This window comes from Allokutzneria oryzae, from assembly GCF_042429765.1.
GTDB classification, from domain to species: Bacteria; Actinomycetota; Actinomycetes; order Mycobacteriales; family Pseudonocardiaceae; genus Allokutzneria; species Allokutzneria oryzae.
Genome location: NZ_JBHLZU010000010.1, coordinates 467038 through 479720 on the forward strand (window position 1 = coordinate 467038; position 12683 = coordinate 479720).

The 12683-nt window shown below is 69.9% G+C and carries 17 protein-coding genes; 7 read left to right on the plus strand and 10 right to left on the minus strand.

The window, feature by feature from the left end; all coding sequences use genetic code 11:
- Positions 1-125 precede the first annotated feature (125 nt).
- Positions 126-305, plus strand: coding sequence for a DUF3073 domain-containing protein (locus tag ACFFQA_RS13575; protein ID WP_377852171.1), 180 nt, complete (start codon positions 126-128; stop codon positions 303-305).
- Between the two features lie 60 nt (positions 306-365).
- Here ACFFQA_RS13575 and ACFFQA_RS13580 read toward each other — a convergent pair whose 3' ends face one another.
- The 5 genes from ACFFQA_RS13580 to ACFFQA_RS13600 all read right to left on the minus strand — a co-directional run bounded on the left by ACFFQA_RS13580 (position 366) and on the right by ACFFQA_RS13600 (position 3740).
- Positions 366-617 (minus strand): phosphopantetheine-binding protein, encoded by a 252-nt coding sequence (locus ACFFQA_RS13580; RefSeq protein WP_377852172.1) that lies wholly within the window; start codon positions 615-617, stop codon positions 366-368.
- Complete coding sequence (locus ACFFQA_RS13585; RefSeq protein ID WP_377852173.1) at positions 614-1666, minus strand: hypothetical protein; 1053 nt, start codon at positions 1664-1666, stop codon at positions 614-616. Before ACFFQA_RS13585 ends, ACFFQA_RS13580 begins: the two co-directional genes overlap by 4 nt.
- Complete coding sequence (locus tag ACFFQA_RS13590; RefSeq protein WP_377852174.1) at positions 1663-2124, minus strand: GNAT family N-acetyltransferase; 462 nt, start codon at positions 2122-2124, stop codon at positions 1663-1665. Before ACFFQA_RS13590 ends, ACFFQA_RS13585 begins: the two co-directional genes overlap by 4 nt.
- Positions 2121-3299 carry a bis-aminopropyl spermidine synthase family protein gene (locus ACFFQA_RS13595; RefSeq protein ID WP_377852175.1) on the minus strand — a complete coding sequence of 393 codons (1179 nt, stop codon included), beginning with the start codon at positions 3297-3299 and terminating at the stop codon, positions 2121-2123. Before ACFFQA_RS13595 ends, ACFFQA_RS13590 begins: the two co-directional genes overlap by 4 nt.
- Positions 3300-3374: 75 nt before the next feature.
- A complete protein-coding gene (locus tag ACFFQA_RS13600; RefSeq protein WP_377852176.1) occupies positions 3375-3740 on the minus strand; it encodes an S-adenosylmethionine decarboxylase family protein in 366 nt (121 codons plus the stop codon).
- A 329-nt stretch (positions 3741-4069) separates the two neighbouring features.
- On the opposite strand from ACFFQA_RS13600, the gene ACFFQA_RS13605 reads away from it, so the two are divergent.
- The 5 genes from ACFFQA_RS13605 (at position 4070) to ACFFQA_RS13625 (ending at position 8408) form a co-directional block, all read left to right on the plus strand.
- Positions 4070-5317 (plus strand): PP2C family protein-serine/threonine phosphatase, encoded by a 1248-nt coding sequence (locus tag ACFFQA_RS13605; protein ID WP_377852177.1) that lies wholly within the window; start codon positions 4070-4072, stop codon positions 5315-5317.
- On the plus strand, positions 5314-6858 hold the full coding sequence (locus ACFFQA_RS13610; RefSeq protein WP_377852179.1) for a sensor histidine kinase: 1545 nt from the start codon (positions 5314-5316) through the stop codon (positions 6856-6858). The genes ACFFQA_RS13605 and ACFFQA_RS13610 overlap by 4 nt, the downstream gene beginning before the upstream one ends.
- Positions 6851-7294 carry a response regulator gene (locus ACFFQA_RS13615; RefSeq protein WP_377852180.1) on the plus strand — a complete coding sequence of 148 codons (444 nt, stop codon included), beginning with the start codon at positions 6851-6853 and terminating at the stop codon, positions 7292-7294. Before ACFFQA_RS13610 ends, ACFFQA_RS13615 begins: the two co-directional genes overlap by 8 nt.
- Positions 7295-7308: 14 nt before the next feature.
- Entirely contained in the window at positions 7309-7761 is a 453-nt protein-coding gene (locus ACFFQA_RS13620) for an SRPBCC family protein (protein WP_377852182.1), read from the plus strand.
- Positions 7762-7847: 86 nt separating this feature from the next.
- Positions 7848-8408, plus strand: coding sequence for a hypothetical protein (locus ACFFQA_RS13625; protein WP_377852183.1), 561 nt, complete (start codon positions 7848-7850; stop codon positions 8406-8408).
- Between the two features lie 116 nt (positions 8409-8524).
- On the opposite strand, the gene ACFFQA_RS13630 is transcribed toward ACFFQA_RS13625, so the two are convergent.
- Complete coding sequence (locus tag ACFFQA_RS13630; protein ID WP_377852184.1) at positions 8525-8860, minus strand: hypothetical protein; 336 nt, start codon at positions 8858-8860, stop codon at positions 8525-8527.
- Between the two features lie 64 nt (positions 8861-8924).
- On the minus strand, positions 8925-9482 hold the full coding sequence (locus ACFFQA_RS13635) for a cysteine dioxygenase family protein (protein ID WP_377852185.1): 558 nt from the start codon (positions 9480-9482) through the stop codon (positions 8925-8927).
- Between the two features lie 146 nt (positions 9483-9628).
- Between ACFFQA_RS13635 and ACFFQA_RS13640 the strand changes: the two genes are divergently transcribed.
- Positions 9629-10510 carry a LysR family transcriptional regulator gene (locus ACFFQA_RS13640; protein WP_377852186.1) on the plus strand — a complete coding sequence of 294 codons (882 nt, stop codon included), beginning with the start codon at positions 9629-9631 and terminating at the stop codon, positions 10508-10510.
- Here ACFFQA_RS13640 and ACFFQA_RS13645 read toward each other — a convergent pair.
- Genes ACFFQA_RS13645 through ACFFQA_RS13655 form a run of 3 tightly spaced genes read right to left on the minus strand, consistent with a single transcriptional unit; the run spans position 10507 to position 12609 of the window.
- Positions 10507-10836, minus strand: a complete 330-nt coding sequence (locus ACFFQA_RS13645) for a hypothetical protein (RefSeq protein ID WP_377852187.1) — start codon at positions 10834-10836, stop codon at positions 10507-10509. The genes ACFFQA_RS13640 and ACFFQA_RS13645 overlap by 4 nt on opposite strands.
- A 7-nt stretch (positions 10837-10843) precedes the next feature.
- Positions 10844-11503 carry a response regulator gene (locus ACFFQA_RS13650; protein WP_377852188.1) on the minus strand — a complete coding sequence of 220 codons (660 nt, stop codon included), beginning with the start codon at positions 11501-11503 and terminating at the stop codon, positions 10844-10846.
- On the minus strand, positions 11500-12609 hold the full coding sequence (locus ACFFQA_RS13655; RefSeq protein ID WP_377852191.1) for a sensor histidine kinase: 1110 nt from the start codon (positions 12607-12609) through the stop codon (positions 11500-11502). The genes ACFFQA_RS13650 and ACFFQA_RS13655 overlap by 4 nt, the downstream gene beginning before the upstream one ends.
- Between the last annotated feature and the right edge of the window lie 74 nt (positions 12610-12683).

Sequence of the window (12683 nt, forward strand, 5' to 3'; positions counted from 1 at the left end):
CAAGGGCGGCTGTCTGCTTCCACTGTCGCCGGGGCACGCTACGATATTTGCAGGAAGAGATGCCCAGACAAGCGGAGCCGCCTACGGGTACCGGCCCGCTTGTCCTCGTATAGGGAGGTCGAGCTATGGGGCGCGGCCGAGCCAAGGCAAAGCAGGCCAAGGTGGCGCGGGAGCTCAAGTACAGCTCTCACCCAACTGACCTGCAGGCCCTCCAGAACGAGTTGTCGGGCGGGAGGTCGTCGGCCGATCGCAGGCCCGATGACCGGCTCGAACTCGACGACCGGTACGACGATTACCGCGGGTGAACATCTGAGCTGAGCCGCCCGGCCACGCGCCTCCGTGGGCTGGGCGGCTTAGTCATGCCCTCACCGCTGGTGTCGCTCGACGAACCCGCTCAGGCTCGCGATGGACTCCAGCGCGTCCAGGTTCAGGTCCTCGGCTGCCACGTCGACGCCGAACCTCTCGTGCACGGCGTCGAGCAGTCGCGCGCCCGCGAGTGAGCTCAACGCGATCTCCGGGCCGAACAGCCGGGTGTCCTCGGGCAGTGCGGCGACCACCGCTTCGTCCTGCCCGACGGCGGCGGCGATCAGGCGCCGGACCGCGTCGCCAGTACTCATGACGCCTCTCCTTCGATGACCGTCAGCCAGGACGGCGCGTCCGGCGGCGGCGATCCCACTGGGGAGCTCAGCACCGCGAGGTCCGGCTCGGGCTGTTCCACAACGCGCATGCCGCATTGGCGGAACAGCACCCTGAGTTCAAGGTTCGCGCTGGTGGGTCGCATGAGGACTTCGAAGCTCGCGTGGCCGGAGCGCTCGATGAGCCAGCGCAGGAACGCCAGCGCCACGCCGCGCCCGGCGACCCGGCACGACAGCGACAGCAGCCGCACGCGCCACACGGTGTCTCGCCGCTCCACCAGGGCGGCGCCGATCATGCCGTAGTCACCGAAGCGGTCGGACAACCGCGCGACGGGCACGAACCACTGCGGCGAGGTCAGCATCGAGCGCAGCTCCTCGGCGGTGGGAACCTCGCCGGTGGAGTTGAGCCGGTGGGTTCGCGCGGCCAGCTCCAACAGGCGGTCGAGGTCCTCGGGACGAGCCTCCCGCACCGCCAACCGCATGTCGCAGTCCCGCAGGAAGTCCTCGCGCGCGCCCGTGAACGTCGCCGCGGCCGCCTTGCGGTGCTCGTCCTCCCGGTAGCGGCGCACCCGCGCCCGGCTGTCCTCGGTCAGCACCTCGGGCAGCAGCGGTGGCTCGTCCAGGCTCGCGGCCAGCTCCTCCGGGGACAGCACCAGGACCTCGGGGGCGAGCGCGGCGACCTCGGCGCGCTCGTACGGGGTGTCGTCGACGAAGGCCAGGGTGTTCAGGCCGATGCCCAGTTCGTCGGCGATCCGGCGCAGCGCCTCGCTCTTGTCGCCCCACCCCAGCTGCGGGGCGACGAAGCGCTCCGCCAGCTCGGGCGACGCCTTGAGCAGCGGCAGCAGCGACGGGTCGGTGCGGCTGGCGACGCTGCTCAGGATGCCGCGCCCGGCCAGCACGTCGATCGCGCTCAGCACCTCCGGGCGCGGGGTCGGTAGCGTCCGCTCCGCCCCCTCGATGGCGACCTCGTCCCACACCGTGCCGTCGAGGTCCCAGACGACGCACTTGACCGTCCGGTCCCCGGTGCTCATCTCCTGGTGTCCAGGCGCATCGACAGGTGCGTCGACTCGAAGCCGAACTTCCGGTAGAGCGTGCGCATGCCGGTGTTGCCGACATGCACCTTGCCGGTGACCTCGGTGATGTCGTTGCGCTTGGCGAAGGCCAGGCCCTCGGCCAGCAGCAGCTCGGCCACCTCGGTCCGCTCCGGCAGCTCCGCCACGGCGAGCGAGCGGAAGTTGGCGTAGCGGTCGCCGGTGAGGAAGTTGGTGTTCAGCGCCATCCACAGCCAGCCGATCGGCGCCGCGTCACCGGCGGCCGCGACGAACATGCCCTCCGGCTGCTTCTTCATCGCGTTGGCAAGCTTCTTGCGATGGGTGGCGGGGTCGTCCACCGCGTCGTCGCCGAAGGAGATCTTCGCGATCTCCACCTCGAAGTCCGCGATCGCGTCCAGGTCCCGCTCCTCGGCCTGGCGCACGGTGTAGCCGCTCATTCCGCGACCAGCTGCAACGGGCGGAACGGGCCGCCGCCGCACTGGGGGCAGCCCGCGTCGCGCAGGTCGGCGACGGAGTTCCACCGCGCGCCCGCGCCGACGGGGAACCGCGCCGAACACGAGACGCACTCGTACTCGCGTTGCCGCGAGCGCTTCTCCCTGGTGTAGAGCGGGCCCTCGTAGGTGCCCTCGACCAGCGACGCGGTCGATGCCGTGGTCAGCAGGTGCTGCAGGAAGCCGGTTCCGGCGAGGATCCCGCTGCCCTCGTAGGAGTTGAAGTTGCGGATCATCCCGTGGGTGACCAGGCCGAGGCCGAGGATCTCCTGCTGGACCTCCAGCATCTCCTCGGTGCCCTTGGCGCCGAAGGAGAACAGGATGTTGCGCGCCGCGCCGGGCTTGAGACCCTCGACCACGCGGGACAGGAACAGCCGCGTGCCCTCCGCGGTGTAGGGCGGGTCGGTCATGCCCGCGTCGAACTGGCCGCGCAGGCGCTGCGGCAGGGGCTCGCGAAGGTCGTGCTGCTCCAGATCGACCCGCAGGTCCAGTGCCGAGGCCGTGTCGGCGATGTGGTCGAGGATGTCGGTGGAGATGTCCACCACACCGACCCGGCTGGCCAGCGGAACGCCGAGCACGTCGCCGACGACGCCGATCGCCACCGAGACCAGGTCGTCGTCGCCGACCAGCAGCACCGAGCCCCCGGGCAGCACACCCGCCCTGATCAGCGCGAGGACCCTGCGGACCTTGGTCTCGGCGGTGCACAGCGACTGGTCGAGCGAGACGTCCGCGTTCGGCCCGTCCGCCATGATCCGGCGCAGCCGCTCGACGGCCTCGTTGAGCACCGACGGGATGGCGATCTCCAGACCGCCGCAGCGGTAGCAGTCCGGGTCGAGGTTGAGTTCCACACCCAGCTCGGCGGCGAGCGCGAGGCCGCGTTCGGTCAGCCGGGACGGCCGTTCCTGGCCGAGCAGGCCGCGGCTGCGCAGCTCGTTGCCGACGGCGGCGACGATGGGCAGCGGCAGTCCGGTGCGGCGACTGATCGCGCGGGTGGGCGCGGGGGCGAGCTGACGGAAGGCTTGCAGGATGGCGCGGACGCCCATCTCGCCTTCCTGGAGCCGTACGGCCTCGGCGACCTCGGCGAGCAGCGCGATGTCGGAGTTCGGGGACGCGGCGTTCATGAGGCGGATCGCTTGCAGGTCAACATGGTCCGTCGAGCTTAGCAACCGAGATGCTCACCAGCGGGTTTGCCGTCCTCACTTGGTGGCGCGCAGCAGCCTGGACACGTTGATGCGCACCGGGGACAGGCCCGCCTCGATGGTGGCGATCATGCGTTCGGCGTTGATCCGGCCGTAGGCGAGCAGGTCGATGTTGGCCAGGTTGAACTCCGGCCAGGTGTGGATGCTCAGGTGCGACTGGGACAGCACCAGGACGGCGGTCACCGCGCCGTTGGGGAAGATGTGCCGGGACTCACCCAGCACGTTGGCGTTGCCCGCCTCGGCCGCCTCGGTGAGCAGCCGCAGCAGCGCGGCCTCGTCGGTGAGGATCGCCGGGTCCTCCACCCACACGTCCACCGCGTACGAGCACAGCTCGTCAACCTCGACCTCACCCTCAGCAGCCATGGCGCGAGGGTAGTGGAGAAACCGGCGCACAGCCCGGCGTGCCGTCGAGGTTCTCGGTGCCGCACGGCATGGTCGGTTGGCCCACATTCCGCACTGGACGGCTCGTGTCCGCGCGATTCGCTTGTGCGCCAACGTCAAGGTGCGGTCGATCGGATCGCGTTCTGGCAGAGGCCATACCGCTGAGCCTGCTCGTTCACCTGGGTGGACGCTGTTCCTGTACGACTACCGGTGTCGTGGCTGGCCACCCGTACGATGACGAACTGGTGCTTGCCGGTGGGCAAGCGACTTCGCTGAGGGTCGGGTCACCGGGGGCGAGTGGGGAGACCGAGGTGTCGGAACCAGTGCGGCCAGGCCGTGCGCGGGGACCAGCGGAACTGGCACGCCCGCTCCAGCCGGGTCCCAGCGACATCACCGTCCTGCTGGTGGAGGACGACGACGGCGACGCCTTCCTGGTCGAAGAGCACCTCGTCGCGCACAGCAGGCACATCCGGCTCAGCCGGGTGCGCACGCTCGCCGAAGCCGAGTCCGAGCTCGCCCAGCGTCGCGTCGACTGCGTGCTGCTGGACCTCCAGCTGCCCGACGCGACCGGCCTCGACGGGCTGCGGCGGCTGCGCTCGGCGTCCAACGGCGTCGCCTTCCTCGTGCTCACCGGCCTCGACGACCAGCAGCAGGGTGTGCACGCGGTGGCCGCGGGCGCGCAGGACTACCTGATCAAGGGCGATGTCGACGGACGACTGCTCGGCAGGGCGATCCGCTACGCGGTCGAGCGGCTGCGCGCGGAGGAGACCCAGCGCCAGCTCGACGAGGCCCGGCTGCGGGGCGAGGAGAACGCGCGCCTGGAACGCGGCCTGTTGCCGTCGCCGCTGTTGCGCGACCCGAACACGACCTTCGTGGCCAGGTATCGCGCCGGCGGGGCCAGGATGCTGGTCGGCGGCGACTTCTACGACGCGGTGCAGACCGAGGACGGCACCGTGCACGTGGTCATCGGCGATGTCTGCGGCCACGGTCCGGATGAGGCCGCGGTGGGCGTGTGCCTGCGGATAGCGTGGCGCGCGCTGGTGCTCTCCGGGCAGAGCACCGAGGTGGTTCTCCGGACGCTGCAACAGGTTCTGTTGAGCGAGCGGTTGCGCAGGGGCGTGTTCGCGACGATCGCGACGGTCTCGGTGAGCCCCGACCAGCAGACCGCGACGATGCACCTGGCCGGGCACCCCGAGCCGCTGTTGATCGCTGGTGGCCGGGCGCGCCCGGTGCCGAGGAACGACGCGGGCATGCCCCTGGGCATCGACCCGCTGGCGAGCTGGTTGCCGATGCGGATCGACCTGCCGCCGGACTGGGCGCTGGTGCTCTACACCGACGGGCTGATCGAGGGCCGGACCGGCGCGGGGCCGCAACGCCTTGGCGTTGAAGGACTCCACGAGCTGGTCGACACGCGGATCCGCGATGATCCCTGCTGGCGTTCGCATCCGGGGGAGCTGCTGGACCACCTCATCGAGACGACCGAGGCGATGCACGGCCAACGGCTCACCGACGACGTCGCGGTGCTGTTGCTGACGTCGAACTACCGGCGGCCCCGATGAGAAGGGGCAGGACGCGGTCGCTGTCCCGATGGTTGCTGGGGGCCGCCGCGTTCATGTTGGTGTTCGCGGCGACCGCGATCCTGATGGGCGCCTACGCGATCACCGACCTCACCTCCGCCCGCCGAGAGGGGGTCACCTACGCCCAGCCCGCCGCTCGCCTCGCGCAGACCCTGACCACCTCGCTGCTTGACCAGGAGACGGGCCTGCGCGGCTATGTGCTGACCGGGCGGTCCGACTTCCTGGAGCCGTACCTCAACGGTGTGCGGCAGGCGGACGGAGTGCGCGCGAAGCTCACCGAGCTGCTCAAGAACGGCGGCGAGGTGGAGCGCGCCAACCTCGATGCCGTCGGCAAGGCGCATCAGGAGTGGATGACCGGCTACGTCGAGCCGACGCTGGAGATCGTGCGCACCAGGGGAGCCTCCGGCAACACCGGGAACTCCGCGCGGGGCAAGGCGTTGTTCGACGTGCTCCGCGCCGCGCTGGACCGGCAGACCGAGAGCCTCGACGAGCTCCGCGTGAAGATACAGCGCCAGGTGGACGATGCCGCGTCGACCCTGGTCACCGTGTGCGTCACCGTCGCCGTGTTGCTGGTGCTGGCGATCATCGCGTTGTTCGTGAGCACGCGCCGGGTGGTGCTGCGGCCGCTCGCCGACCTCCGGAGCGAGGCGCGCAGGGTGGCGGGCGGGGACTTCCACCACAAGCTCGCGGTGCGTGGACCGCAGGAGATCCACGACCTCGGCCATGACGTCGACGAGATGCGCGGCCACATCCTGCGCGAGCTCAGGGCACTGCAGGAGGCGCACCGCGCGCTCGACCAGCAGGCCAAAGAACTCCAGCGGTCCAACGCCGAGCTCGAACAGTTCGCCTACGTCGCCTCGCACGACCTGCAGGAGCCACTGCGCAAGGTCGCCGGGTTCTGCCAGCTGTTGTCCACCCGGTACCGCGGTCAGCTGGACGAGCGGGCCGACCAGTACATCGACTACGCGGTGGACGGCGCCAAGCGGATGCAGGTGCTGATCAACGACCTGCTGGCGTTCTCCAGGGTCGGCCGGATCAGCGTCGCGGCCACCACGCTGGACAGCGCGGCCCTGGTCGCCCAGGCCGAACGCAACCTGGCCGCGGCCATCGAGGACACCGGCGCGGAGATCGTCACGGCGGACCTGCCCACAGTGCACGGCGAAGCGTCGCTGCTGACCACGGTGTTCCAGAACCTGATCGGCAACGCGATCAAGTTCCGCGGAGAGGAGCCGCCGCGGGTGCGGATCGACGCCAGGCGCGTAGCCGACATGTGGGAGTTCTCCTGCACCGACAACGGGATCGGCATCGAACCGCAGTACGCCGACCGGATCTTCGTGATCTTCCAGCGACTGCACCCCAAGGAGACGTACGCGGGAACGGGCATCGGCCTGTCCCTCTGCCGCAAGATCATCGAGCACCACGGGGGCACCATCCGGCTCGACACCGACCACCACGAGGGCACGCGGTTCGTGTTCACCCTGCCCGCCGGGACCGCAGCGACAACCGAAGGTGACCATGACTGACCAGAACCCGTTCTCGCCGTTCGACGTCCTCCTCGTCGAGGACGACCCCGGCGACGTGCTGATGACCCAGGAAGCCTTCGAGCTGCACAAGATCCGCAACAGCCTGCACGTGGTCGCCGACGGCGTCGAGGCGCTGGCCTTCCTGCGTCGCGCGGGACCCTACGTCGACGCGCCCCGGCCCGGGCTGATCCTGCTGGACCTGAACCTGCCGAGGAAGGACGGCCGCGAGGTCCTCGCCGAGATCAAGGCCGACGAGTCGCTGCGCACCATCCCGGTGGTCGTGCTGACGACCTCCGAGGCGGAGGAGGACATCCTGCGCAGCTACAACCTGCACGCCAACGCCTACGTCACCAAGCCGGTGGACTTCCACCGCTTCGTGGAGATCGTCCAGCGCATCGACGACTTCTTCGTCACGGTGGTCAAACTCCCGCGCTGAACTAGATTGGCGTCATGGCAGCAGGTCAGGGCGACCAGGTCGTCTCACGCAGCGTCGTCATCAAGGCTCCCGCCGAGCGCGTCTTCGAGGTGCTCGCCAACCCCTACGAGCACGCGAACTTCGACGGTTCCGGCAGCGTCCGGGGGCAGTTGCACGGACCGACCCGGCTCACCCTCGGCGACAAGTTCGGCATGCGGATGCGCATCCTGCTGCCGTACCGGATCGAGAACGAGGTCGTGGAGTTCGAGCAGGACCGGTTGATAGCCTGGCAGCACACCGGGCGCCACCGCTGGCGCTACCGGCTGGAGCCGGTCGAGGACGGCACCAAGGTCACCGAGAGCTTCGACTGGGGCACCTCGCGCTCGCCGAAGGCGCTGGAGCTGCTGGGCTACCCCAAGCGCAACGCGCGGTCGATCGAGCAGACCCTGGCGCGGCTGAAGGCGCTCATCGAACAGCGCGTGGCCTGATCCACCACTGACCGTGACGTCGCCGTGCCCTCCCCGCGGCCGCCGAGTCGGATCATGAGTCACTCCTGACTGGACAGGGGGGACACATGGCGTGGAGAGTCCGGGGCGTCGTCGTGCTGCTCGTGCTCGTCCTGAGCGGTTGCGGACTGGAGGGCACCGTCAAGCTGGCACCGCCGTTCCTGCCGATCGCCTTCGGCATCAACAACAAGGGCGAGGTGTCGGTCTCCTACGACAAGACCTTCGTCACGCCGCTGGGCAGGATCACGCTCGAAGCGGACCTGCCCGCGGTCGACGAGGAGGAGGGCCACCTCTTGGTGGTCCAGCAGCGGATCGCGGGCCGGGACGTTCGTGACCTGTACACCCTGCGGATCGAGGGCAACGTGGCCGCCTGCCTCACCGGGCGGTTCCACCTGGGTGTGTCCGGCAACGTCGTCACCCTGGTGCTGCTGACGCCGGTCAGCAGGTTCTGGCTGGTCAGCGCTCAGGAGGACGCGCGTTCCGCGTGCCCGCCCGAGCCGGGCATCACCCGGGCGGTACCGACCACGAGACCCAGGCCGGTCACAACCACGGCCCGGCCGACGACCACCACGCGTCCGCCATTGACTACGACCACCATGCGCCCGCCTGTGACGACCACGACCCGTTAAAACCGTTCGCAGGTCCTCGCGCTCGGGCTCGGGCTCGGGCGAGTTGCCGAACATCGCCGCAATCGCGTCAAGCGCCAACGAAACGACTGCGCGGCACCGATGCGGTCACGGCTTGGTCACCACCGTCGCTGCCGATGCGCCCGGATCGACCGGTTCCGGGACAGCGGTGCTTGTCCGGAGTGGTGAACGACCGGGCGCTCGGTGCGCGGCAGCTGGTTCACCTCGCGGACCACGCGGACGGCGGTGGTCTCCGGAGACAGCTCCCAGGCGCGGAGATCGCTGGGGTACGGGTGGAAGCCGTGGCAGCGCAGGGTGTCTCTCAGGGCCCACATCGGCGGCGGGACGTCGGGGTCGTGCTCGACCCGGAACTCCACCGACTCACCCACCCGCATCACCCAGTGGGTCTCCGACTTGCGGTGCAACCGAGCGGTCTCGGGGCGGATGGTGATCATCTGTCCTCCGGTTCCGGCTTCCGGGAGAACGAAGCCACCGGATACTTACCCTGACCTCAGGCCGCTAACCGTCGCTGGTCGGAAAACCGCTGTGTGCGTGCTCACCGACGGGATCGGCGTAGACGCGGTTGATGCTCGTGCCGAGCTTGCCGATGTCCGCGCCGTAGACATGGATCGACACCGCGAGACCGTCCCCGTTGTTGCGCACCCGGTGCACGTCGCGGTTCGGCGGCACGAGCCAGCACACCTCGCCCGCCGTGTTGTGGCTCGTCGACCGTTGCCGCGGCACACCGGCTTCGTCGAGCTCGTAACAGATTTCCTCCTCACGACCCTGCAACACACCGACCACGCACCAGCACACGTGGTCGTGCACGGGCGTTTGCTGGCCGGGCAGCCACACCAGGGACACGATGGAGAACCGGGACAACGGGTCGACGTGCACCACGTGCTGGCGGTAGCCGTCCTGCGCCGGTTCCCGGTGTTCCGGCCGGAGCACATCCCCGTCGTGCAGCAGGTCGCGCAGTGCTTCCGCCACGTCCGCAGCTCGCACCCCCGGCCGGGGATCGGCTTCCACCAACAGTTCGACGTCAAGGATGAACTCACGCATGTGGTCAGTCAGCATCGGCATCGCCTCCGCCGTCTGATCGTGCTGACGCTCGGGGGAGAGGTCCAATCACGGTTGCGCAGGGTTTCCCCAAGCCCTGCTTATGAAAGCGGCCCAGGTCTCGACATGCGTGGTACTGCTGGGGAATGCTCGAGCTACGCCACATGAGGATGCTGCGTGAGATCGCGCGCACCGGTTCGTACTCGGCCGCGGCGACGAACCTCGGTTACACGCAGCCCGCGATCAGCCAACAGGTCAAGGCGTTGGAGCGTGTCTACGGCACGCCGCTGCTCGTCCGCCTCGGCAGACGCATGCACTTCACCGAGGCCGGTTCGGAGCTCGTTCGGTCGGCACAGGTGATCCTCGCCGGGGTCGCCGCCGCGGAGCAGCGGGTCGACGCCATCGCGGGGCGCCGCGCCGGTCGGGTGCGACTGGTGGTTTTTCCCAGCGGCAGCGCCACCCTCGTGCCACCCGCCGCCGCGCAGGTCCGTCGTGACCACCCGGGCATCCGGATGTCCCTGGTCGAGGCGGAGCCGCCGGAGTCGATCGAGCTGGTCCGGTCGGGCGAGTGCGACCTCGCGCTGACCTTCGCCTTCCTCGACGAGCCCAATGCTGCGGGACTGTTACAGGTAAGGCTGTTCTCCGACCCGCTCGTGGTGCTGTTGCCCTCGGGCCACAGCCTCGCCACCGCCAAGACCGTGTCGTTGGCCGACCTCTCCGAGGAGCAGTGGATCGCCGGCTGCGCCCTCTGCCGCGGCCACCTGGTGCGGATCTGCCAGACCGTGGGCTTCGAGCCGGACATCAGCTTCGCCACGGACGACAACCTCGCCGTCCAGGCGCTGGTGGCCGCGGACCTCGGCGTCGCCGTCGTCCCGGAGCTCCTGCTCACCGCCGCGTTGCGACCGGACATCGTTGCCAGGCCGGTGAATCCGGAGATGCGCCGCGAGGTCTTCCTGTACACGTGGCCGGACCTGATGCGGGTGCCGAGCGTGCGGACCACGGTGGACGCGCTGCGCCAGGTCGCCCGGTCCGTGAGCTCCCGCTAGAGGTCGTCGACGAGCTGCACGGCCTCGGTCAACTCCATTCCCGGGTAGGTCCGCCGTACCTCGCGTACGGCGTGCACCCGACCCGTTCGGTCGCGGACCTCCCGGAACCGGGACAGGTCCTCGGTGGACTTGATCTGCTCGACCGACCCGTGCTCGGCCACGAACGCCGCGCGCTTGCGCTTCTTGTCCAGGTTCCCGATGAAGGCGGAGAACACCACCGACACCAGCGCGGCCCCGGTCGCGGCCATCGAGTAGCCCAGCGCGATCAGTACCAGCACCGCCGCGACCAGCACGATGTTGATAATCCACAGTAGACGAGTTGACATGTCGACATTATCTTCCCCGCCGCGCGGCCCGCGCCAATCCCGACTCGTAGGCGATGATCACCAACTGGGCCCGGTCCCGCGCGTGCAGCTTGGCCAGCAGCCGCCCGACGTGCGTCTTCACCGTGGCCATGCTCAGGTACAGCCGTTCGGTGATCTCGGTGTTGGACAGTCCTTTCGCGATCAGGGTCAGCACGTCCAGCTCGCGCTCGGTCACCCCGGACAGGGAGTGCGTCGGCGGCTGCTCCGGGCGCCCGGCGAACTCCGCGACCAGCCGCCGCGTCACGCTGGGCGCGATCAGGGCGTCCCCCGCCGCGACGACCTTGATCGCCGAGAGCAGCTCGCCGGGCGGGGTGTCCTTGAGCAGGAAGCCGCTGGCGCCCGCGCGCAGCGCCGCGTAGACGTACTCGTCCAGGTCGAAGGTGGTGAGGATGAGAATCCTGGTGGACCCGGAGATGCGCCGGGTTGCCTCGATCCCGTCCAGCTCCGGCATGCGCACGTCCATCAGCACCACGTCGGGCCGGACCCGTTCGGCGAGCTCGACGGCCTCGGTCCCGGTCGCGGCCTCGCCGACCACGACGAGCCCGGGGTCGGACTCCACCAGGACGCGGAAACTGCCGCGCACCAACGCCTGGTCGTCGACGATGAGCACCCGGGTCGGGTCGGTCACGTCGTCTCCCCGCGCCGATAAGGCAGCAGCGCACGCACCTCGAAGCCGCCTTCCGGCCGTGGCCCGGCGCTGAACGTCCCGCCGTGGGCCATCACCCGTTCCCGCATGCCGACGAGCCCGTTGCCCGGTGGCGACTCGTCGGCCGGTCCGTCCCCCTCGTTGACCACCTCCACTCGCGCGAGGTCCTCCGCCAGGTCCACCGTCACCCGGCACGGCACGTCCCCGGCGTGCTTGGCGACGTTGGTCAGCGCCTCCTGCACGATTCGGTAGACCGCCAGCCCCACCCCGGCCGGTGGGTCCGCCGATCCGCGGATGTCGAGGTCCGTCCGCGCTCCGGCGCGCCCGACGAGCTCGGGCAGTCCGGCGACGCCCGGGGCCGGGCCGAGGTCGGCCGCGTCGCCGCGCAGCACTCCCAGCACTCGGCGCATCTCCAGCAGAGCGCCCCTGCTCGTGTCCTCGATGACCCGCATCGCGTCCCGTGCCTCCTCCGGTCTCGTGTCGGTGACGTGGTTGGCCACTCCCGCCTTGATCGCGATCAGGCTCATGCTGTGCGCGACCACGTCGTGCAGCTCGCGGGCGATGCGCAGGCGTTCCTCGGTGACCGCCTGGAGCACCGACTGGTCCGTCGAGCGCGCGTGGTGCTCGCGCCGTTCCCGTGCGATGCGGCCGAGCGCCCAACCCGCGCCCATCCACGACACGGTGGCCAGTTCGTACGTGAGGGCTCCGGCCCCGAGTAGGCCGCCCACCACGGACGCCGTCGTCGCCAAAGCCAAGGCCACCAACGACTTCCACTGCGTCATCGTGGTCGCGGCCGAGTACAGCACCGGGCCGAGCACCAGTGCGGGAAGCCAACCGACGCCGACGCTAGCCGCGGGCACCGACAAGATCAGTCCGGTGGCCACCGCCACGACCGGCCACCTGCGACGGAGGGCGAGCGGGAGCCCGAAGGCGACCGCGACCGGGACCGTCAGCCAGCGCGACAGCTCCGCTCCCCACACACCGGCGAGCAGGTTCGCCAGGGCTCCGGCCGAGACCGCCACCGCCGCGACGACGTCCAGCGCGAGGAGCTGACCGGGGCGCAGGCGCCTGCTCAGGGGAATACGCACGCACCGAAGCTAACCCGGGCCGACCGGCATGAGGTCATGCCACGGTATGACCTACCCAGCTCCGATCCGCGACA